Raw genomic sequence first — 24,385 nt, 5'->3', positions numbered from 1 at the left:
CGTTAAAAGGGATGTGAAGTGAAGGCTCTCAGAGTCTGAACTAGTAACGCCCCTCTGGGGCGAAATCAAAGCCGCCTTCTATGAAGGCGGATTTTTACTCGACAAAAACTCTTTGAGTTTCTGGCAACATGTCCTGCAACTACTGTCGTCATGGAAGCCTGTGGCGGTGCTCACTTTATGGCACGTAAGTTTACAGAGTTGGGATACACCAAAGCTTATATCGCCACAATTTGTTCGACCTTTCGTCAAAACTAATAAAAATGACTTTGTTGATGCTGAAGCAATCTGTGAAGCAGCATCACGCCCCTCAATGCGGTTTGTTCAGCCCAGAACGGAATCTCAGCAGGCTATGCGGGCGCTGCATCGAGTTCGGGAATCTTTGGTGCAAGATAAAGTAAAAACGACTAATCAGATGCATGCTTTCTTGCTGGAGTTTGGCATCAGCGTTCCGAAAGGCGCGGCAGTTATCAATCGGCTCAGCGCTATTCTCGATGATCATTGCTTACCTTTATACCTTAATCAGTTATTACTGAAATTACAGCAACACTACCACTATTTAATGGATCAGATAAAAGAACTGGAAACTCAGTTGAAACAGTTTTTAAGTGAGGATGAAGCGGGACAGCGGTTACTGACAATTCCCTGTGTGGGGACGATTACTGCAAGCACCATCTCCACAGAACTTGGAGATGGAAAACAATACGCTAGTAGTCGTGATTTTGCCGCGGCAACAGGCCTTTATCGCGTAATATTTACCTTGATTAACAAGTTTAAGTAGTTACTTATCAGGTTTTGCGAATACTGATTATTGATGATACGAACGGCCAATCGGCCTGTTGAAGAACCTGTAAAACGGAATGGCTCAGTGGAAGCCGTATATTTTTCTGAGGTTCATCAGGCGCGGAACTCATCGAGGCGCAGGTATAAAGCCTATTCAGACGCCGGATAGATTCAAGCAAGCCAACATATTTTCAATTTCAGTATTGCAAAAATGGGAGTGACCATAGATTCCGTTTTCCAAGCGGATCCCCAGTAGTGAGATGTTGCACAAGCTTCCATCGCAATGACAGTGCCGGGCGGAAAAGAGCGCACGGTATCAAGCAATTTTTGCCGTGAGAGTTTTCGGTGTGAGGCGACAGAACCGTCCGCCATCCAGACACAGACTTGAAAAACGTTTTTGGCGAGGTCAATGCCAACGACTTTGATCGTATTCATGATAGGTTCTCTCCCGAAAAATTCAGTGCATCGGAAAGAAAGATGGCACTATTTGCCGCTGAAAAAGGGGCCGTCCATCACATCACTACAAGTTCAGGTGGCTTAACGGTAAACTGTTTTTTTTCATGAACGGGGAAATTACCGGACTGGCAGGATCAAGTAACAGGCAAAAGTGGATCAAGAAATAAGCGTCACACTTTTGTGTCAATAGGGAGCTGGTGAAGGGTTACTTCGAGACGGCATTTATTTTTAGTAACATGCTGAATAAAAAAACTAACTCATGATCAGGATAAGATGCTCAATATTGAGCATCTTATCCTGATCATACAAATTATCTTTATAAGAAAGTTAAGTAAAAGTTAAGGGTTTTTGTATTTATAGCTATTTTTTCAAAAATAACGAATTAATTAAAATAACAGTAGGGAAGGCATGAGTTTTTAATTATTGTCAAAGGATTAAATGTGAAATTATTTTTTTACTAAACTAATCCACTGGGTTTGTTTTATTGATTACAATAACATATTGAAATAATTTCAATTACTCATGTTTTCCTTATAAAAATAATGGGGTGATACTAATGTGTAGCAGTGCTAAAAGTTTCAATGATAGCATTATTGACTTTATTTATAGAAATAGAGTGTATGTTAAGAATATAAGGTTCAATAAGGGAGAGTATATATATGTTAGTGGGGGGGGGGGAAGTTTCTATTTTATAGAAAAAGGATGTGTGAGAATTTCTACTCAAACAAAAGATGGCAGGATATGTAATATTGGTTTTTATAAAGAAGGTGATTTTTTTGGTGAAAGTGGATTCTCTGGAGATATTATTCCAGAAACAGCAACAGCTTTAGTGGGCTGTATTATAAAAAAAATTAATTTTACTTCGTTTTTAGAAGAAATGAAAGAAAAGGATATTTTGTATGAATTTATAATTTATATGGCAAATAAAATTATGGAACATCAAAGGACCATTTCTAGCTTTGTTATTTTTAATAGTGAGAAAAGATTAGCCTATACATTAATGAGAATGTCTTCAGAAGTTAATAGTGAGAATATATCTTCAATTAAAAACAAAGTTTCTTATCAAGATTTATCTTATATGATAGGTACAACCCGCTCTCGAATTGGATATTTTATGAGCAAATTAATTAAGCTAGGGATTATCAAGGAGTCCAAGGAACGTTTTCTAATTGTTGATAAAAAAAGGATTGAAGAATACTTAATGGAATAATAAACTTGCATTCACATAACAAGTGCAACACCGTTATGAACGAAGTAAACGAGTGGGTATTCCTTTAAATAACTCATTCGGTGTTTTGTCATCTCGTGTCTTTCGAGGGCGTTTATTTAATCTATTGGCGACAAGATTTATCTCCCGCTCTGATACCTGATTAAAATCGGTTCCTTTTGGGAAGTAATCTCTGATTAATTCATTGGTGTTCTCATTTATTCCTCTTTCCCAAGGGGAATAAGGGTGGGCAAAATAAATCTTTGCCTCTAAATTCTTACTGATAAGTTCGTGTTCGGCAAATTCCAATCCGTTATCCACCATGATGGTTTTAATCTTTTGTTTTATATGCGATAAATTCCTTGTCGCCGCTTTTGCAACCCCCGCCGCGGTTTTATCTTCCAGTTTAATGATGATCGTAAATAGCGATTTTCGTTCAACTAATGTTAATAAAGCACTTTTATGATCTTTGCCAACGATAGTATCACCTTCCCAATCACCAATACGCTGTTTTTTATCAACAATTTGAGGACGATTGTCAATACTGATTCTATTTTTTATTTTTCCTCGGCGTTCATTACTTCCATAGCGTTTTCGATACGATTTTCTAGCAATTCTGAGATGCTGCCATAAATCACCACCATTAATTTTATCTTTATAAATTAATCTATAAACCGTTTCATGATGTAAAGATATTTTCTTTTCCCTTTTGAGATAACCGACGGCTTGTTCAGGACTTAAATCTTGCCAAATTAACTGCTTAATCCACCGTGTTATTTCTGGCGTGACTTTGACTGCTTTTTCCGAAGAATGACGGCGCTCTAATGCCTTAAGCTGAGCCTGTTTAGGGCAATATTTCGGTGCCGCACAATTTCGTCTCACTTCCCGACTAATTGTTGATGGATCTCGACTGAGAGCCGTTGCAATAAAACGTTGTGTAAAACCGGCTTCTTTTAAGCTGAAAATCTGATATCTTTCTATTTCGGTCAGTTGTGTATAGGCCATAGTGCATTTTCCTTTGGCGAGAAAGATGCCTACTATAGCAACTGACCGCCTTTTTCAGAAATTGCACTTATTAGGCGAATCCAAGAAAGTATATTATTTAACTGGTTAGATTGATTATTAAAAATAACATTCCTTTTGAATGAAAGTTTCTATCACTTGTCGTGCATTTTTCTGATTTGGAATGCTATAACATTTTTCGGTTTAGCCTTTTTAAAACAGTATGAAATGTCAGATTGGATTATTTTTATACGTTGGTATAATGCGGGAATCATAAAAAGAAATTTATAATAAAAGTATTATAAATATCTTGAATGCCTGAAACTTTCTTTTCTATGCTATTTCATATCTTCTATTTTATGATAATAACGGAAAAATATATTAACCAATAATAAAAAGCAAGTATCCATAAAAAATACAATCACTTGACTCATGAATTGCAACCAAAATTTGAATTTGTCAGGTGAATATAAATAATTTTATAATACGCTCACTTTTGAGCGTTTTTATTTTAAATAGAGCTTATAGTCTCTTATAGATAGATGGTTTTTTATATTTGAGAGAGAAAAAGTTAAAGAAAGAGGGATGCGTGCATGCATGACAGAGAAAAAATTGCTATTGTGGGGATATCTTGCCGTTTCCCTGGGTGTTATAACCAAGAGGAATTTTGGAAATTATATCAAGAAAAAAAATCAGCGATTGTTGAAATACCTGAATCCAGATGGCCTGTTAGTCAATATTACTCGCCCCATTTTGAAAAAAATAAATCTGCAAGCTGTTGGGCTGGCTTGGTAGAAAATTTTGACCGTTTTGACGCACCTTATTTTAATATCACGCCTCGTGAAGCGGAGTTAATGGACCCTCAGCAGCGCATTTCTTTGGAATTAGCGGTTGAATGTTTAGAAGACGCAGGATATGGCGTTTATGATGTGAAATCCGCTGATATTGGTGTTTTTCTGGGGGTGTGTAATTTTGATTATAAAGAACGCCTGGAAAAATCCATTACGAATATTCAAGGGCATCTTTCAACCGGAACGTATACTACGCTCATTCCCAATAGAATCTCCTTTTATTTGGATCTAAAAGGTCCCAGTGTTCCTATTGATACCGCATGTTCAAGTTCTTTGGTGGCACTTTCTTACGCCGTGCAATCTATTCAGACGGGTGATTGTGAAGCGGCTTTTGTCGGGGGCGTGAGTTATCTATTTAGCCACACTTACTTTGTCGCCTTTTCCCAAGCCGGGATGTTGTCCAGAACCGGAAGTTTAAAAACGTTTGATAAACAAGCGAATGGTTATGTTCGCGGAGAAGGCGCAGGCATGCTCCTGATAAAACCGCTCGAAAAGGCGTTAGCGGATAACGATCGGATCTATGGTGTGATTGATGCAGTGGCCGTCAATCACGGTGGAAGTGTTGCGACGATCACTTCCCCCAATGCTTATGCTCAGGCGAATGTCATAAAAAAAGCGCTTCAGAAAGCCAATATTTCTGCCAATTCAATTTCCTACATTGAATCTCATGGTACGGGAACACCAAAAGGCGATCCTATTGAGGTTAACGGATTAAAACGTGCATTCCGTGCCCATGCCAAAGAATGTGGAGAAACATTAGGTACAGCTTATTGTGTTTTGTCGGGTTCTAAGGCGAATGTTGGACATCTTGAGTCGGCTTCGGGCATGGTAGGTTTGATTAAGGGCTTGCTTTCTATTCAGAAGAAACGCCTGTTACCGATACTTAATTTCACTGAATTAAACCCAAAAATCGCTTTGGAGGAAAGTCCCTTCCGTATCCTTACGGAAGAGTGTGATTGGCAACCAGCAGAAGGAGGAGTACGGCGCTTTGGTGTCAGTAGTTTTGGGTTTGGTGGTGTCAACGCTCATGCCATTGTTTCTGAATATCAGGATCAGAGAGTCTTTAAGCCTGAACCGACTACACATGTGTTTGCATTTTCAGCAGCCTCAGATAAGGCATTAAGAGTCTATGCTTTGTTGATTTCAACGTTTCTTCAAAACACACCTACCGCTTCAGTGAGTGATTGTGCTTACACCTTAGCCAGAAGAACAAATCTGCCATACCGTGTCGCTTTTATCTATCACACCCGGCAAGAGCTATTGGGGAAAATTATCTCTTTTGCCAATGGACTAGCAGCTGAAACACGCTCTGTCAGAGAAGATCCGGAATATGGAAAAGTGACTGCTTGGCTGAACGGAGAACAGGATAGCCTGAGAGATGTATTTTCAGCAGGTAATGACCGTATGACTTATGTTCCGCCTTATCCTTTTCAGCACAACACGTATTTTCCTGCTGAGCTTGCAACGAAACAAAATGAAATAGTTGAAAATAAAATCATCAAGGATGAAAAACAGAATAACGTCAATAAGTTGTACCAGATTGAACCGTTATTTTCTTCCATGACATTATCTTATGATGCGCTAAATCATGAGAAAAACAGGGTGCCAATTATTTTTTCCATGCTGGATGAAAAACAATCTTCAGTATTGAGAAAACATGTTTCACCTGAACGATATTTTGAACTCCCCAAATTATCCAATGATGCGTCAGGAAGAGATTGGGTTAACTGGTATTTACATTTTCTGGGGCAACTGATCAGAGCCATCGAATTAACCAGACCTGGCTCATGGATACTATTATCTGACCAAGAAAACATCTGGACAAATACACTCTATGCACACGCTCTATCATTGGAAAAAGAATTCGGTTTGCCTTGTGGCTGGTATCAATTACACAATGTCACTGTTTCACAACATATAGAACAATGTTTAAAACTGTTACAAATGCCGGTATCGAGGTCTTTCTGCCGACGTTTGAACCGTGATGAAAAGGGATCATCGGCTCTTCGATTAGAAGCTTTACACTATCACGTCAGTGCATTTCCGGCAGAATCAGCACAACACCGTGAAACGCTATTGGGTTTTAAACCGACTGTATTAATCAGCGGAGGCGCTGGCGGTCTCGGGCAAGTATTTGCCAAATATTTAGCCAATACGTTTGATGCAAATGTTGTGATCATGGGTCGTCGAAAGTGTGCTGAACTGCCTGCGGATTATAAGACATCAGAAAAAGGCACGATTGAATATATTCAGGCGGATTGTTGTGATCGTCAGGCACTCACCGCAGCCATTGAACATATCGTCACACAATATAAAAACATCGATCTCATTATACACAGTGCAGGAAGTATTGATGATCGCAGTATGTTTTTAAAGACGGAACAACATGTCAGAAACATTGTTGAAAGTAAGGTCATTGGGTGTCAATTGTTGGATGAACTTACCGCTTCACTTTCTGTTAAACAATTTATTGTGTTTTCCTCAATAACGGCGCTGTTCGGAAACCCCGGGCAAACGGATTATGCTTCTGCAAATCATTACCTCACTGCGTTTGCGCATAACCGCAATAAGAAACAATCGGTAGGACTGCGAGCCGGACGAACGACGGTGATTTACTGGCCTTACTGGTTGGATGGCGGAATGAGAATCAATCAATCAGCCTTGTCCATGTTACAGGAAACAACGGGTACAGATCCTTTGTTAACCAATGATGGCATCCGAATTTTTAATCACGCGCTTATTCATCAGCCCGCAGAACTCTGCGTTGTGGCGGGGACGGGGAAGAAAATCGATGAAGTGCTTAATCGTCGACCTGTACATCAATCAAAATTAAAAGACAGGCAAGAGCGTGTTCCCGCCATTTTGTCGGTTATTACGGAGATAACCGGTTTACAGCCAGAAAATAAGGATTTCAAAACGCGTTTTTCTGATATGGGGATTGATTCTATTGCGATGCAGGGGATTTCTCGGGAACTCAGTCAGTTAACGGGATTGACGATAAACAGCGTAGTTTTAGCGCAAAACCCTAGCATACATGCTTTGGCAGAATATCTGAGTCAATACGCTGAAAAACCGCATAATGACGACAATCTTCTAAAGAAGAAGCCTGAACTTCATACATCGTCACAAATAGATGTTGATAAAAAGGATGTGGGCGTCATTGGCATTGATTTACGTCTGTGTGGCGCTGAACACTGGCGTGATGTGTGGCCATTGTTCAGTCAGAAAATCCTGATGCCTGAAATTTACCCTGAATCACGCTGGCAGATGTTACCGGATGAATTAACCAGAAACATCGAAAGAGAAAAGATACAAGGATATTTCATGAAGGACAGTCTGGCCTTCGACTATAAATTTTTTGGCCTATCCCGCCGGGAAGCCATGTTGATGGATCCTCAGCATAGAACACTGATAGAAAGTGTCTGGTCTGCCATCACTGATGCGGGTTATTCACCTGAACAATTTAACCAACGAAAGACGGCTGTTTTTGTTTGTATTGATGCGAATGATTACGCAGTAATCGCTGAATTTAATTCATCAATCGATGAGTTCTCAGTCGGCGCATCAACACCTTATTTGTCTGCCAATCGATTATCCCATTTGTTTGATTTCAAAGGGCCAAGTGAAACGCTGAACGTTGCTTGTGCGAGTGTTTATTCCGCTGTCGAAAAAGCGAAAGCATTAATCAATTCAGGTGTCGTGGATCAAGCGGTTGTTGCTGCTGCGCAAATCAACTTATTACCTTCTCGTTTTACCGCATTGCGGAAAAGAAACCTGCTGAGTGTAGACGGTATGGTTAAGCCTTTTGATGAAGATGCACACGGGTTTGTTCGTAGTGAAGGGGTTGGCTGTATCTTGCTAAAAAATCTGAAATTAGCGGTGACGGATGGCGACGAGGTTTTAGTCAACGTAAAAAGTGCAGCAAGCTGGCACGGAGGGCAGGGAGATTCTTTTACTGCACCAAACGCCGCTACACACATGAATGTCATGGAAAGCGCGTTTAGAACGGCACAGGCGGATATCGAAAAACTGCAATATATTGAAGCCCATGGTATTGCATCTCATGTCGGTGATCTCAGTGAAGCCGATGCCATTGCCGCGTTTTTATCACAGTCAGCACGTGCATCCTGTGTGGTCAGTTCAATGAAGTCGAACGTGGGGCATCTTGAGGTCTGTTCCGGTATTGCAGGATTTGTACGGACAATACTAGCGATGAAACATCAACAAATACCGGGTATTTCTGAATTACATGAGTTGAGTGAAAATATTGATAGCAACCGGCTACACATCAAAAATACCAGTCAGCCCTTTAATCAGCCTGAAGGATTAGTGGGTTTACTCTCCTATGGATTAGGTGGCGTTTCAGCATTTGTCCTTTTAGAACCGGTTACCGCTCACGCTGAAAATCGAATGATTGAAGATAAAGAACAAGAGTATTGGTTCTGTCTGTCGGCCAATAATATTGAGTCATTAAAACGGTATGTGAATTCAGTCATAGAACAGATCCACCAGTATCGTCATATCACACCATTGCCTCAGCTCATATCGACATTACGGTTTTATCGTAAACATTTAGATGTGCGATTGGTGGTGAAAGTCGGCAGTTATGAGGAACTGCTTGATAAATTGGCGGCATTTTTGGCGGGGCAGAGAGTGGATGAATTACAGACCTCTGTGAACGGTCAGGATGATGTCATGCAGACAGAGTTGCCTGAAACATTACATAGGTGGTTAGCGAAAAAAAGCGGTGATGAAGCGATCACCCTCCCCATGAATAAACGGAGTTTCTGGCCGAAATATCCGTTTGATCACTCATCACCGCTTTATATTGTGTCAACGAGGGAAAATGCCGGACTGAATGAAAAATAAAATGATTCAGAAGAGCATAATTAGCAATAAATAACTGTGTGGAGAACGTAAGTTATGGATAAAGTCGAAGACTCAGTCATAAATGTACTAAAAGAGATGATGGCAAAAGCTGTGATGTTCGGTTTGTCATGCTCTGAAAATAAAATGCAGATCAGCATCTTGGATGATCAGAATGTCGATATTGTATCGAAATTAATGTCGTTATATGAATCGACAAATCACTTTCTGGCCGTCTCGGGAATAGATAAATCAGTCGATGAAATACTCCCGTTGTATAAAGAAATCATATCTCAACTTCCGGAAGCGAGACTCTGATATGACGAAGTTAGAAGAAATTAAAGATTTTCTCAGCAGTGAAGTGATGACTGCGATGTATATGGCAGCCGATGAGTTAGATCAGGATGCTTTATTTTCAAGCTATGGTTTGGAGTCAATTACGTTGGCAAAAATAGTGGTGAATATAAATAAACAATTTCTGACCAACCTCTCTGTACAGGATATTTTACCTTATCAGAGCGTTAATAAGGCAGCTAACTTTATTCACTCCATACTTGAGGAGAAAGTATCATGACAACATCATATTCAAATTATGATTATGTAGATCTTCCTGAGAAAGAACGTCTGGAATATGAACGCATCTTTTTCTTAAGAAACTTTTTTTTACAGCCGGATTTGTTTCAGAACGAGTTAAAGCAAGCTGAACAAAATATGGTATTTGCATTACCGGTTTTAGAATCCGGCTATTCAGAAATAGAAACCTATGAACCAGGAGAACTGACCTGGCAGAAACTGGCGCAGATCTATGCGGAAGATATTCGTCCTGTAGTCATTAAAGGGTTTGCCTCCTCTTTCCCTTGCGGTCAGTTTTGGACACCAGAGTATTTCCGGGATAACTTCGGCGATTTTCAACTGTGGTATTCGACAACAGAAAAACTGTTTGAAGAAGATGGAACCTCGCTACGTGATTATATCAATGGTGTATTAAAGGGAGACATCAGCCGAGCCTATCTTGAAAACTTAAGTGATATCTTTAATAAATACCCGATCCTGCATCAACAAATTGGTATTGACCGTATTGATAACTTCTTAGGTGATTTTGCCTCATATCACAAAATTGCCCAGCTTTTTATCGGTGGTCCGGGTACTGGTGCGGTTTACCATTGTGCTAATGAGCTGAATTGCTTCCTGAATATTTATGGCCGTAAAGAATGGATATTTGTTCACCCTAAATATTCTGCGGCTATGTATAGCTCCATGTTTAATAAAGGGATTTTTGTGGGTTCATTTGTCAAACACAATGCACCAGTAAAATATTTAGAAGAACATCAGCCGCTTTATAATCGAATTCCTAAACTGAGAATTACGTTAGAGCCGGGGGATATGTTAATTAATCCGCCGTGGTGGTGGCATGCAATTAATAATCAACCACCTGTATCCATTGCTATTGCTTCCCGCTGGAAGATTGAAATGCCTTACCAACATCAGAATCCGCTCTATGAATTTGTTCAATCTCAAAGAATGGAAAGACTGACGCTGGAAGGAAAAAAAATGGCTGATAGTGATGTTGTTGTCCCTGACAGTGAATTACGTAAAAAATATGTCTCTTATAAAGAGATGGGATGGGTTGGAAATTGATTGCTAAAATTGATCTGTCTTTTGGATAAAATTCATAAATCGTAATACCATAAGGTTTATTTTTAATCTAAAGACCGTGTTGTGTGAGATAGCCACAACGTACAAATTAACGAATAAGGTAGCAATCTTATGAAAGAATTTCAGAATCAAGACGTTCACTCAGTATTTGATAATTATCCTGAACGATATCAAAAATTATTATTGACGATAAGAGAATTAATATTTGATGTCGCAACAAAAACGGAAGGCGTTGGTTCAATTACTGAGACTCTGAAATGGGGGCAACCCAGCTACCTGACTCTTGAAACGGGATCGGGAACCACCGTCCGGTTAGATCGTTTCGGTCATTCGCATGTGGCTATCTTTTTTCACTGCCAAACCACACTGGTTGATACATTCAGAACCCTTTTTCCTGAACTGACTTATTCAAAGAATCGGGCCATTGTTTTAGACCCGGAAGACGATTTACCAACAAATGAGTTGAGGATATGTATTGAAATGTCACTCACTTATAAGCTGAGGAAAAAAAATAACCACTGCATTTAGAAAACAGGATGTGAACGATGAAAACATATACTGTCGCAATGTTTCCCGGACAGGGAGCCCAGTTTCAAGGCATGGGACGCAATCTGTTTGATAAATATGAATATCACATGAGGCTTGCACAACAGGTATTGGGATATTCACTCGTTCAGGTATGTGAAGGTGAATCCCACGTGCTTAACAGAACTGAATTCACCCAGCCTGCTCTGTTTGTCATTAACATTCTGCATTACTTAGACAACCTAGAAAAACACGGGACAGACGTTGAAATCTTTGTGGGTCATAGTTTGGGTGAATATTGTGCTTTGTTTGCCGCGGGGGCGTTTAGTTTTGAAACGGCGTTATCGATTGTTCAGGAACGAGGCCGGTGTATGGCCCTGTGCTCTGAGGGAGCGATGGCTGCCGTTATTGGCCTTAAATTGGCGCAGGTAGAATCTTTATTAGCGGATTCTGAATTGCATGATTTAACCATAGCCAATTTTAATTCACCCACTCAATTTATTATTTCAGGTGATCAATCTGAATTATCTCAATTTCAAGAAAAGGTATTAAAAGCGAAAGGTATTTTTCATCCTTTACCGGTTAATGGTGCATTTCATTCGAAAAGAATGGCAAGTATTGCCAGAAAATTTAAAGATTTTCTTGAACGTGTTGAGATTTATTCACTGAAAGCTCCGGTGTTATCGAATGTGACAGCGGATTATTATCCAGTGAATAATCGGGAGCAATTCATCGATTTATTAGTGAAACAATTATCGTACCCTGTGCGTTGGCAACAATGTATGGAAAAGCTCTATTCCGATAAACCTATTTCCGATGAGCCTATTATTGGTTTTGAATATGGCCCAAAACCGGTGGTAGGGCCATTAGCCAAGAAAATATTAGGTGAACATATTACATTGATGAATTAATGCATTTTTTAATTAAATAAAATTAACTTAATTTAATTTTATCTGTGATAACGAATTAATTTGTTATCACGGTAACCGCTATTCTTAAATCTCTTATTTGCACGGGGAATTATATTTTTACTCTGTGCAAATGAGTTGGCTTTGTTCATTAAAAGATATTTCTTTTAAAAGAAATTATTTTTTATTGTTTGCCAGAATACAAATAGGAGAGTTATTGATGGAATATTCTATCATCGGCGTAGCTGCACAATTCTGTGGAGGTTTGTCATTGTCTCATTATTGGCAGACGTTGGTTGAAGGCGGCTCTTTGATGAGGGTTATAAACGAAGAACGCTATCAACTTAATAATCGCCAAACGTCGGTTAAATGGGGGCTTAGGGAAAAGATACGCGGTATGTTTCTTGAAGATATTGATAGATTCGACAGGCATATTTTTCCTCTTTCGGGTTCTGCCATTATGTTTGCAGACCCAAGGCAGAAATTATTTTTACAAACTTGCTGGCAACTTCTTGAGGATGCTGGGCTAGCCGCATCAACGCTATCAGGCAAGAAAATCGGGGTATTTGTTGCTCAGGATGGCTGGTATTTAAATTCTTATGTCGACAGAATTCCAGATGAGCATAAGGAAAGTCAGGAGTTCATTGTTCCGGGAAATGATCCCTGTTTTCTGGCAAATCGGGTTTCTTTCTTTTTCAACTTCAATGGCCCATCCATTGTTGTTGATACAACCTGTTCAAGTGCTTTTGTCGCTTTGGATATGGCCTGTCAGGCACTGGAATGCGGCGATTGTGACTACGCTATCGTGGGGGGTGTTTCGCTGTTTTTAAATCCCTGGAAAGCGGGAGAAACCACGGCGACACCGTTTGAAACTGGCGGAGAGGATATCCACAGTTTTTCTGAAAAGGCTTCAGGATACAGAACCTCAGAAGGGTGCGCGGCTTTACTTTTGCAAAGAAACAGCGATGAAGTCAATCAACGCCACTATGTTTATGGTGTAGTGCAGGCCAGTGGCCATAATTCGGGCGGTAAAACCAATTCCTTTGCCCAACCCAATAAAGAACAACAAATCAACCTGTTTCAGACCGTATTAAAACGGGCGAACCTTTTACCTGAGCAGATTCACTATGTGGAAGCCCACGGCGTTGCTTCTCAAATGGGAGATGCGATTGAAGCGAATGCGTTGGTGGATGTTTTCGCCCGTTCACAGAATACTTCACCCTGCTATGTGAGTACGGTCAAACCCAATATTGGCCATAACCATGCCAGCTCCGGGTTTTACGCCATCATCAAGGGGATTATGGCGTTCAGATATAATCAAATCCCCCTGATTCGTGGGCTGGATAAAATGGAGTTGAATGCCGACATTCCATTCGATACTCAGGGAATTCAGTTTCTGACAGAGACGGTTGACTGGCCGCAATCTCAGGAAGGGGCACCCCGGCATATATTTTTCAGCAGTTATGGGTTCAGTAACGTCAATGCGGCCATCGTCTTGCGGGAACCCGATAACCCTCCTGCCGCCAAAATAAGCCCTCTGGCGGAAACGGTAACAGAAAAGCCGGTACTGATTTGTCTGTCTGCAAAAAGTGATGAGCAGCTTTACCAACAGGCAGTCAATCTGTGTAAGACGGTCAGAGAGCCGGATTTTGCCGAGAATTTCAATCTGCATGAACTTGCCTGGACACTCAGTACAGGGCGAGAAGTGTTTACGCATCGTTGGGCAACGTTGGTTTCATCAATAGAACAACTCAGATGCGCATTAGAAGTGTTTGTTGAATCCCCGGAAAAACAGTATCTGGAAAAACAAAAAGCAACAATCTATCTGGGACAAAATGTACGGGTAACGGCATTAACGGCATTAACGGCTCAACAGGCTGAACTTGACGTGGCTGCAAACAATGGGTTCCCGACAGAGTCATTAGAAACCGTCGCGAAATGTTGGGTTGCCGGTGTTGATATTGATTGGATGCAGTATTGGGGCGGTGCGGAATGGCGGCGTATTCCTTTACCTGCCTATCCGCTTGCCAAAGCGCGTTATTGGGTGCCTGAAGGTGAAGTCAGCAGGCTATCGCCACAGGAAGTATCATCTCAGGAAGGGACCAGCCAATTTATCCATCCGTTTGTTCACCAAAATACCTCTGATTTTGCAGAACAACGTTTTAGTACCACATTTTCCGGTGAGGAATTTTGTCTTAAGGGGCATGTAATTCACGGTATTCGCGTGCTGCCGGGGGTCGGGCATTTAGAACTGGCCCGTGTGGCTGCACATCACTCTTTCGGCACAACACCGAATTCCTCGTTAGCAGAGCAGGAAAAAACCGGGCTGACGCTGAAAAATGTCGTCTGGGCGCAGATTATCGGTGTTATTGATGAACCTCAGCGGATACATATTCGTTTTATCAATTATGGCAATGGCGAAGCAGGCTATCAGCTATACAGTCATGCAGAAAAAGAGACGATCCATAACTCCGGCGTCGCGACACGAAAAGCACTCACACCGGCACCGGTCTATGATATCGACAGCTTGAAATCGCGCTATCTGCAAAACGCGTACTCTCCTAAGCAATACTATGACATGTATTACGCACTGGGCTTATACATGGCACCAGACTATCAGGGCATTGAAGAACTTTATGTGGGAATGGACCACGTCCTGGCTAAACTGTCGCTGCCTGAATCTCTGGTGCCAACCAGAGAGCAGTTTGTTTTGCATCCTTGTTTAATGGATGGCGCGCTTCTTTCATCCGTCGGGCTTTTAATGCGTTTTGGTGATCTTAATCGTCCCATTCCATCTAAATGTTTAATCCCTTTTGCGCTTGATGAAATCGAATTTCATGATGAAGAATCCCAATTACATTGGGCGTGGATCAGTTATAGCGTGGACAGCAGCGCCGCAGATCCTTTCCCGAAAGTGGATGTCGATTGTTGTGATATTAACGGAAAGGTGTGTATCCGGTTTAAAGGTTTCAGTTGTCGGGGATTGGGGGCGCAGTTTGCGCCATCGGCAGAGATTGAACCTTATTTATTACAGCCTCAGTGGAAAAGTCAGGCATTGCCTTCGGATACTGTGTTACGTGTTTTCACAAAACGTATCGTGTTCCTGTGTGAATTAGAGCGTCTTCAATCTGAGTCGTTTATGTCAGATCCCGATACATGTGAATATATTGTGTTACCAAAACTGAGTCGTGATGAAGTACCGTTAAAAAGGCAACAGAACGTAATCACACTCTGCAAAAAAATTGATGAGATTGTTAACCATCCTCCCGCAGAACCCATGTTTATTCAGTTGGTCTTGCCGGAAGCCCTTCCTGAATATGCCATCGTGACCGCGCTATTAAAAACAGCCTATCAGGATAATGCCAATCTGCTTAGCCAGACGATTTATTGTGATGATAAAGAGAGACTGGCTGAGAAACTGTCAGGGGAAACTTCACAGATAAAATATGACACAGTCCTGTGGCAATCGGAGGAACGTTGGGTTCCTCATTGGACTGTCTGGACGCCTGAAAACGGCTCTGCTGAAAATTTAACACCGCCGTGGAAAGAAAAGTCGGTTTACTTAATTATTGATGAAGACGGCAGTATGGGGCGCGTGATTGCCAGAGATATTACAACGCATACTGATTCAGCCATTGCTATTGTTTTGAATGAAACAAGTTTGAATGAAAGTGAAAAGAACCAATACCAAATCACAATAGCCTCAAAGACGACCACGATTAATGACGGCGTTATTTGTCTTGACGCCACCACATTAGCGGCGCTTGTTAGCCAAATTGAGCAAAATTTTGGCGCACTGCGGGGGGTATTTTTCTGTGTGGGTAAACGTTCGCTACACGTGGAGAACGAAACCCTAAGTTCAATACTTGAACGTTATCAGGGACTGTCGCTGCTGGAGAAAGCAACTCAGGGTATGTTGCTTGATTTCTTTACAGTACTGACTTACCGGGATGGCGTATTAGGTTGTGCTGAGCATCCCCTGTTTTCTGCCTATTGCGCCGCGGCTAACAACTTTGTTCGTCACCATCAACAGCGTCCTGAATCAGCACAGTCTCAAAGACAAACACTGTCATTGATACTGCCTCAATCTAGCGGAACAAATGAGGAAGAATTTATTCGCCATAGGGCGCTTCAATCTTTGTATCAGGCACTGCATGAGAAATTCAGTGGTGAATTGATGCTAATGGAAGGAGGCGCGATAGAGCGTTTCAGAGCAGAAATGTTGGGTGTTCGTCCCTATTATGAACCCACCTTTCCGTCGAATTCAGAAAATAACGTCAACTCATTCGTCACTCAGGTCAGTCAGTCTCAGGCATCTTCCGACCTCAGATCCACCGCGGTAGATTTGATTAAGCGGGTTGTGAGCAAGGCGGTAAGCCTTCCCTTAGCCGAAATTGATGAAGACGCTGGTATGGAGAAGTATGGAATAGATTCCATTTTATCCATCAAGATGACGGAAGCACTGGAGCAGAATTTCGGTGTCCTGCCAAAGACCCTGTTTTTTGAATATCTCACCATTCGGCAACTGGCGGCTTATTTTGTTAAGCATCATCACCTTGTTTTACTGGGACAGTCGCAAAATAATCCACAAAACATTCAGCCAGCATCAACGATGGCTAGCTCTCGCCTGCCAGTGCAACCGATTTCCGGCAGAACAGAAAGCCTTGCTGTTTCTCAGACAGGCAAGGCGAAGTATACCATAACCGAGTCAGATGACATCGCTATTGTAGGTTTGGCTGGACGTTTTCCTCAGGCAAGAAACATGCGTGATTTCTGGCAGCTCCTGAGAGAAGGGCAGGATTGCATTACCGAGATCCCTTCTCAACGCTGGGATAATTCACGCTATTTCGACATGGATAAAACCAAACGCGGCAAAACCTACGGCAAATGGGGCGGTTTTATTGAGGGTGTTGATGAATTTGATCCGCTGTTTTTTAACCTATCACCCCGCGATGCGCGTGTGATGAGCCCGCAGGAACGGCTCTTTTTACAATGCGCCTACGAAACCATTGAGGATGCGGGATACAGCCACAGAACATTAGGCTCCCGTGACTGGACACGGCTACCGAAAAAGATGGGAGTGTATGTGGGGGTCATGTATGGAGAATATGAGTTTTATAGCATAGAGGAATTGGCAAAAGGGAATGTTCTTGAGCAGTCTATCGTGACCGGCAGTTTTGGCTCAATCGCCAATCGGGTATCGCATTTCTTTAATATCAATGGTCCCAGCCTTGCGGTCGATACCATGTGTTCTTCCTCACTGACGTCAATCTACCTTGCCTGTCAGGCACTCAGACAGGGGGATATTGAGATGGCTTTGGCGGGGGGCGTCAATGTTTCTATTCACCCGAATAAATACTTAATTCTGGGGCAGTCTAAATTTTTGTCTGACGAAGGACGATGCCAGAGTTTTGGCGAGGGAGGAACCGGGTATGTTCCGTCAGAAGGGGTGGGGGCGGTTTTACTGAAACCGTTGACGAAGGCGATTGAAGATGGTGACCACATTTATGGCGTTATCAAGGGCATCGCCGTTAATCACGGAGGGAAAACCAACGGTTACACTGTTCCGAATCCTATCGCGCAAGCCGACGTGATTGTTCAGGCCATCCAGTCTTCCGGGGTGCATCCGCGGGCCATTAGCTATATTGAAGCGCATGGAACAGGAACTTCACTGGGCGATCCTATTGAAATAGCCGGTCTCAACCGGGCATTCCAACAATGTTTACAAGGGAACGATATACAGGAGAGTGCATTCTGCGCCATCGGCTCAGTAAAATCCAATATTGGTCATTGTGAAAGTGCGGCGGGTATTGCGGGCGTCGCCAAAGTACTCATGCAAATCAAGCACAGTCAGTTAGTGCCTTCTTTACACAGCCGTGAATTAAACCCCAATATCGATTTTGACGCCTCACCGTTTTATGTGCAGCGTGAACTTGCAGATTGGAAAAGGCCGCTGTTGGGTGACAAACAGGAGCCATCGGAGCATCCCAGAACGGCAGGGATTTCATCATTCGGTGCCGGAGGAACCAATGCTCACTTGGTTGTGCAGGAATACATTCCGGCTAACGACTTACATTCCATCAAGAATACCGATTGGCCAAAATGGGCTATTATCCCTCTATCGGCAAAAAACCACGAACAGCATCGTGAATTGGCGCAAACCTTATCACAGTATCTTAGAGAGCAGGCGAAATGGTGCTCAGAAACGTCCAAAGTAGAATACCTGCATAGACTTGCCTATACCTTGCAGACAGGGCGGGAAGAAATGGAAGAGAGAGCCTCCTTTATGGTCGATTCCCTTTCTACCCTGATTGATAGTTTAAAGGCATTTTCTCTATCCTGTTTACCCTCAACGCATTTTTGGATGGGACGAGTAGAAAAATCTAAATCCACAAAACAGTTAATGACGTCTGTTTATGTCGGGAAAGATCAGCATGAAAAAGAATATGAGCAGTTAAAACAGATCGCCAGCGCCTGGACTCAAGGGCATGACATTGATTGGCAGGGGTATTACCAATCCCTTCCCGTACAGCCAACCCGCTTATGCTTACCGACTTATCCGTTTGCCCGGGAAAGATACTGGATACCGGAATCGGAAGCGCAGACAGCCGTTTTGCCTGCCGCAGTTGTGGAAGACATTATCTCAACGGAAGAGACTAGCTCGATGGTGTTTTATACATCGGGTTGGGAACGATGCGATATCCGTCAGAATACGGCGTATGCAATGAAGCCCAAGCGCACCGAGTTATTTGTGATTGGGAACGTCAATGAAACCTCACTGACAGGGCTGACTTCGTTAGCGGGTGTGGAAAATATCCATTATCTTCGCGCAGAGCCTGATCTGCATCCCAATAGCCAGTATTCAGTCTCTTTATCTGACCTTGTTTTACGATTAGTGGATTATTGCCAGCAGCACATTCGCGCTGGTCAGGCATTACCGGAATGCATCGCGGTTTTCGCCCCGTGGAAAGAGAACGGATTACCTTATCGCGCTTTATTGGGGGCACTCAGAACCCTTAGCATGGAATTTCCGGCGGTACAGACGAAACTTATTTTGGATGCTGCACTGGACAATGCAGACGGTGAAACCTTCTGTCGACATGCGGAAAAAGAACTTCTTTCTTCAGATCACTTTTCGTCAAATCAACTTTCTTCAGCGGTGTGCTATCAGAAAACAGGGCAGCGCTTTGTCTGGTGTCAAAAAGCGGTAGAACCGACCGCCTTAATGCATCTCCCATCTTTGTTTAATCATGCATGCCGGACGATTTGGATTACGGGTGGTCTGGGTGGATTGGGATACCAGATTGCGCAATATATCGGTACAAAAACGGGCGCACAGCTGGTGTTATCGGGGCGTTTCGTCCTCGATGCCGGTAAAGCAGCGCAACTGAATGCGCTAAGAAAATGCGGAATAAAAGCCGAATATGTGCCATGCGATGTGAATAACCGCGCAGCATTGGAAAAAACCCTGCGGCTTATTCGCCAACGCTTTGGTGCTCTGCATGGTGTTATCCATTGTGCCGGTGTTATCCATGATGCGCTGACGGTCAATAAAACAGAGGAAGAGATTGACCGAGTGATCGCCACTAAAGCCTCGGCGGCCTGTTTGCTGGATGAAGTGACCCAACACGAACCGCTGGCATTTTTTGTTATGTTCTCTTCACTTGCCTCTTTGGGGAATATCGGACAGATAGACTATGCGGCGGCAAACGCCTTTCTGGATACATTTGCTGAGTATCGTGAAAATTTAGTTCAGCAGAAACAAAGAAGCGGGAAAAGTTTGTCAATTAACTGGCCTCTTTGGCAGGAAGGCGGCATGAACGTAACGCCGAGGGTAGAAAAACACATGTTTGATACCTTTGGTATTGTTCCTCTGGAGACAAAAACCGCGCTGGAAACACTGGAAATCGCGCTTCGTTCACCGTTCCCTCAGTTTGGCGTGATGAAGGGAGATGCTCAAAAGATTGGGGATTACCTGAGACTCTCTGACGCTCCTTCACCGGTTACACCGCTGTCCGCATCAGATAACGAAGATTTGGATTTTGTCAGCCAGAATGAATCAGATAACTCGGCAGACACCGTTGCGGATATTGTTGCGGATATTACTGCCGGCAAATTATCCGAATTATTGGGTATGCGTAGCGAGGCCATCGATATTCACCGACAGTTTGGCGCTTATGGCATGGACTCTGTCGGGCTTATTGAGCTGGCTGAGTATATTAATTCCCGCTTTGAGGTAACGCTGTCACACGCGAATTTTTTAGAATTCAACACATTACACCGTGTGGCAGAACACCTAATCAAACTGTTGCCAGAGCCGACCCTTTCAGCACCTTCTGACACGTCATCTTCCGATATGTCATCACCGGTAATACCTGCCTCTGTCAGCGTACCCTCTTTTGCCATTGTGGGCTATGACTGTATGTTTCCGGGGGCTAAAAATGCGCAAGCGTACTGGCAGAACATGATCCAAAAAACCGTTTCTATTCTGGGGATCACGCAGGAAGCGTGGCAACAACGCCACATTCTCATCCCTTCCGATAAGGAAGATGCGGTAAAACGCATGCAGTCATCCGGTTTTTTACAAGATATCGATCAATTTGATGCTGAATTTTGGGGGATTGATGCAGAAACGGCAAAACAGATAGATCCGCAGCAACGTCTGCTTATGCAGTGTATCTGGAGATGTGTTGAACACGCGGGTTATGATCTGGAAGACCTCACACAGCGTAAAGTCGGGTTATTTGTTGCTGTTGATTCCACTGACTACAAGTCACTGATTAAAAACCATTCTCTGATCAACAACACCGGAAAAAGTGGCGGATTACAGGCGGGTCTGAGTTTGGGCATGATGGTGAATCAGATCTCCTATTTCTTCAATTTTACCGGCCCGAGTGAAGTGGTGGATAACGCCTGTGCCAGTGTGTTTGTCGCGCTGCAAAAAGCCCGACAGGCGATTCTACAGGGTGATTGCGACGTGGCGATTGTCGCAGGCGTTAAAGTCATCCTTGATTTTATGGAGTTTTATATCCGGGATCAGGGCGGCATTCTCAGCCAGTCAGGAAAAATGGCGCCTTTTGACTACACGGCAGATGGTTATATCCGGGGGGAAGGCGTAGGCGCCGTCATGATTAAGCCGCTGGAACAAGCGTGTCTGGAACATGATCCTGTCCGCGCCATCATCCGGGGTGTCGGGGTTTCTCATAATGGCCGGAGCGCTTTCTCGTCGATGGCACCGAGTGTTGAGAAACAGGAAGAGAATATCAGAAAGGCCTACCAATCCGCGGGGATCGATCCTTACTCTGTTGACTACATTGAAGCTCACGGATCTGCGACGCAATTTAATGATGTCAGTGAAGTTGCAGCTTTTAAAAAGGTTTTTTCAGCAAATCAGGCCGTTTCACATCGTTGTGTCGTCAGTGCAGTGAAAGGCAACATTGGTCATCTGGAAGCCGCTTCTGGCATAGCCTCCCTGATTAAAGTGATTCTGGCCATGAAGCATGAGGTCATTCCACCGATTGCTTCTTTTTCTCAATTACCCCCCTCAATTTTTATTGAGAACACACCCTTGTTCTTCCCGTGTGAGCCAGTTCTGTGGCAACAGGCTAGTTCAGACAAAACACAGCCAAGACGAGCTGGCTTGAACTCGATTGGGATCACGGGAGTCAATGCGCATGTCATTTTGGAAGCCCCTGATCAGCCTGCGATGCCAGTGCTTTCCCAAAGGAGAGAACACGCCCAAAGGAAAGAGCACGTTCTTATTCCCATCTCGGCGAAATCCGAGAAAACCTTAAAAGCTTATCTGAGTCAGTGGCTGGATTTTGTGCGTCAGGAAAAGTCAGCCCGTCATGATAACGCCATGACGTTAAGGAATCTGGCGTACAGCGCCCAGACGGGGCGCGCGGATATGCCATTCCGCACGGCGATCATTGTCAACGATTTAGAAAAACTTATCGCGACGCTGGAATGGATGATTGCAGGGGAAAACGGAACACCGCCAGAGGGTGCGGTTGCGATGGGTGTCGTCCCGCCCAAAAGCCGCTCTGCCAAAAAACAGGTTGCATTTTCCACCACATTACCTGTGTTGAAACAACTGGCAGACGATTGGGTTGCAGGCGCCTGTATAGACTGGCTGGCTTTTGCTCAGGGGCACGGAGTCTACGTTGATATTCCCAGTTACCCGTTTGATGAACAGCGATATTGGTTCCTTTGATGAACCCATTTTTAGCACCATAAACACGCAAATTGACGCCGTTATCTTGGATAACGGCACAACGTACGGCATTGAAAAAGGAAGTAAAAAGATGAATGAAGTCAATGAAAAAAATAAGTTATTGGAATCACTGAAAACCATAGCGAAAGAAATAGCGCAGCAGAGCGATGATATTAACACTGAGGCACATATTCAGGATCTGGGATTTGATTCTAAATCGCTGGTTATCTTTACGGATAAGATTTCCGGTGTTTTGGATGAAGAGATACATCCCGGTGTGTTATTTGAATTCACCACGCTGGATAAATTTGCTGATTATCTCATGACCTATCAGGCATCAGCAGTGAAGCGGTTTCTGACCGCTTTATCCTCACCTACATTAGCAGAGGAAACATTAACCGTGGGAAAGGCGTGTGTTTCTCAAAGGAATGAGAACACCTGCCGCGCCAAAAACACAGATGATCCCGCCTATATGGCGGGAATGATCCGGGGCATAGAACAAAACCTCCCGGTAATTGTTGGGGGTGGCATTGCCGGTATGCTCATCAGCTATCAACTTATTCAGGAGAAGATCCCGCATATCATCGTCGGTAAGCCGGAAATCGGTGATATGCCAAAACTGGGTGAATCGATGACGGAGGTCGTGAGCATTGAATTTACCCGCCGTTTTAAAAATCTGTCCCGCCATTTTTACCCCAAAGAGTTCACGCCATTTTTTATGGGGGAATTAGTTGCCGGGCTGCGGTTCCATTTTTTCGAATCGCTGGCTTCGCTTTTCATGGAAGAAGATATTCCTGAGCATTTTATTCATATCGACAGGCTCGGATTTGATAAGGCGCTGTATGAGGAAATTATTGCGGCCTCTGAATGTACCTGGGTTGAAGCTTTAGTCGAACATGTTGAATATTCTGAGAATAGTGACAAAGTGTCATTACTTCATCTGTCCAATGGACAGATTATTCAACCGTCTTATGTATGGGATTGTACCAACCACATCCGTTTATTAGGACGCAAAATTGGGCTTCCCTATACCGAGCTAGATAGCCGTCGGCAAGTGATTTTTACCCACTATTACCAAAAAGCGGGTAGCAAGCTTTGTGACTCCAATGAACTTCCCTGGATGCACGCAACCTCATTGCTGAGTGCAGATGAAGAGTTTGATCAACTGAAAGGCGTTTCCTGGCTGATACCGCTGGGCGATTATGTTTCCGTTGGTATCAGTATGCTGCCTGAAAATGTGAGAGATCGTACGGCAGAAGAAATTATTGCTTTGCTGACAAAAGCCTACCAGAGACGGGGATTAGATTACTCAACCCATTTCACCTGCCGCCGAGAAATCGTTAGCCTCCCGACTCAACATTTCATGTATGAACGATTTACCGGCAAGAACTGGGCGCTGGTTGGTGGAAGTGGGATCAGTACGTGGTTTACCTCCGGCTCAAATTTAAGTATCGCGACCCTGATGTCCTCTATTGCGTCAAAAATCATTCAATCACCAGAACTCTATGGTGACTATTACACCACGCATGTCCGTGGCTTTACGAAAACACAGACGATTTATGACACTTTCATGGAGTCGAATATTGGTGCCGTAGATGCGCTTAAGTTTTTAAGCGGTGTGGTTGAACAGGCAAGAAGTCGCATCACGTCTTTCTTCCTGCTTGATGAGATAGAGGGAAAAACCAGCGGAACAGTGGCACGTGAGCTTTGGCAGGAGAATACCGCTATTGATAAGGAATACTTTGATTTTCTGAGACAGATAGCCACTCATGCCCGTCCCGAAGATCGCCAGCAACAAACGGATTTGATATTCCAGAAGCTCATGCAGTTGAAGTCAATGGAACATCAGGTACGGCTGCCTTACTTAAAAGACAGCAAAGTAAGACAGGAAAAACCTCAATTATTCATATGATTATGTGAT

The 24,385-nt window shown here is 43.1% G+C and carries 10 protein-coding genes and 2 pseudogenes; 10 read left to right on the top strand and 2 right to left on the bottom strand.

Annotated features, from left to right (window positions below; translation table 11 throughout):
• Positions 1 to 84 precede the first annotated feature (84 nt).
• Positions 85 to 739 (top strand): annotated as a pseudogene (locus Xets_RS13165) (IS110 family transposase); the annotation flags it as partial.
• A gap of 287 nt (positions 740 to 1,026) precedes the next feature.
• Here the strand turns inward: Xets_RS13165 and Xets_RS13160 are convergent.
• Positions 1,027 to 1,215 (bottom strand): annotated as a pseudogene (locus Xets_RS13160) (IS110 family transposase); the annotation flags it as partial.
• A gap of 577 nt (positions 1,216 to 1,792) precedes the next feature.
• Between Xets_RS13160 and Xets_RS13155 the strand changes: the two are divergent.
• Complete coding sequence (locus Xets_RS13155; RefSeq protein ID WP_187651841.1) at positions 1,793 to 2,446, top strand: Crp/Fnr family transcriptional regulator; 654 nt, start codon at positions 1,793 to 1,795, stop codon at positions 2,444 to 2,446.
• Positions 2,447 to 2,479: 33 nt separating this feature from the next.
• Here the strand turns inward: Xets_RS13155 and Xets_RS13150 are convergent, their stop codons facing one another.
• On the bottom strand, positions 2,480 to 3,448 hold the full coding sequence (locus Xets_RS13150; protein ID WP_187651840.1) for an IS30 family transposase: 969 nt from the start codon (positions 3,446 to 3,448) through the stop codon (positions 2,480 to 2,482).
• A gap of 590 nt (positions 3,449 to 4,038) precedes the next feature.
• Between Xets_RS13150 and Xets_RS13145 the strand changes: the two genes are divergently transcribed.
• The 8 genes from Xets_RS13145 (at position 4,039) to Xets_RS13110 (ending at position 24,376) form a co-directional block, all read left to right on the top strand.
• Positions 4,039 to 9,165: a type I polyketide synthase gene (locus Xets_RS13145; protein WP_187651839.1), complete on the top strand. Its 5,127-nt coding sequence runs from the start codon at positions 4,039 to 4,041 to the stop codon at positions 9,163 to 9,165.
• 54 nt (positions 9,166 to 9,219) lie between these two features.
• The gene (locus Xets_RS13140) at positions 9,220 to 9,480 is read left to right on the top strand and encodes a hypothetical protein (protein ID WP_187651838.1); all 261 of its coding nucleotides are present in this window, start codon (positions 9,220 to 9,222) and stop codon (positions 9,478 to 9,480) included.
• Position 9,481: 1 nt separating this feature from the next.
• Positions 9,482 to 9,736, top strand: coding sequence for an acyl carrier protein (locus Xets_RS13135; protein ID WP_187651837.1), 255 nt, complete (start codon positions 9,482 to 9,484; stop codon positions 9,734 to 9,736).
• On the top strand, positions 9,733 to 10,800 hold the full coding sequence (locus Xets_RS13130) for a cupin-like domain-containing protein (protein ID WP_187651836.1): 1,068 nt from the start codon (positions 9,733 to 9,735) through the stop codon (positions 10,798 to 10,800). The genes Xets_RS13135 and Xets_RS13130 overlap by 4 nt, the downstream gene beginning before the upstream one ends.
• Positions 10,801 to 10,929: 129 nt before the next feature.
• Entirely contained in the window at positions 10,930 to 11,346 is a 417-nt protein-coding gene (locus tag Xets_RS13125) for a DUF1801 domain-containing protein (protein ID WP_187651835.1), read from the top strand.
• A 17-nt stretch (positions 11,347 to 11,363) separates the two neighbouring features.
• Positions 11,364 to 12,254 carry an ACP S-malonyltransferase gene (locus tag Xets_RS13120; protein WP_187651834.1) on the top strand — a complete coding sequence of 297 codons (891 nt, stop codon included), beginning with the start codon at positions 11,364 to 11,366 and terminating at the stop codon, positions 12,252 to 12,254.
• A 217-nt stretch (positions 12,255 to 12,471) separates the two neighbouring features.
• Positions 12,472 to 22,464, top strand: coding sequence for an SDR family NAD(P)-dependent oxidoreductase (locus Xets_RS13115; protein WP_187651833.1), 9,993 nt, complete (start codon positions 12,472 to 12,474; stop codon positions 22,462 to 22,464).
• Entirely contained in the window at positions 22,415 to 24,376 is a 1,962-nt protein-coding gene (locus Xets_RS13110) for a phosphopantetheine-binding protein (protein ID WP_187651832.1), read from the top strand. Before Xets_RS13115 ends, Xets_RS13110 begins: the two co-directional genes overlap by 50 nt.
• The last annotated feature ends 9 nt before the right edge of the window (positions 24,377 to 24,385 follow it).

Origin of the sequence: Xenorhabdus sp. TS4 (genome assembly GCF_014467265.1) — a bacterium.
In the GTDB taxonomy this organism is placed as follows: Bacteria; Pseudomonadota; Gammaproteobacteria; order Enterobacterales; family Enterobacteriaceae; genus Xenorhabdus; species Xenorhabdus ehlersii.
This window is presented reverse-complemented; position numbering and strand designations above follow the sequence as displayed.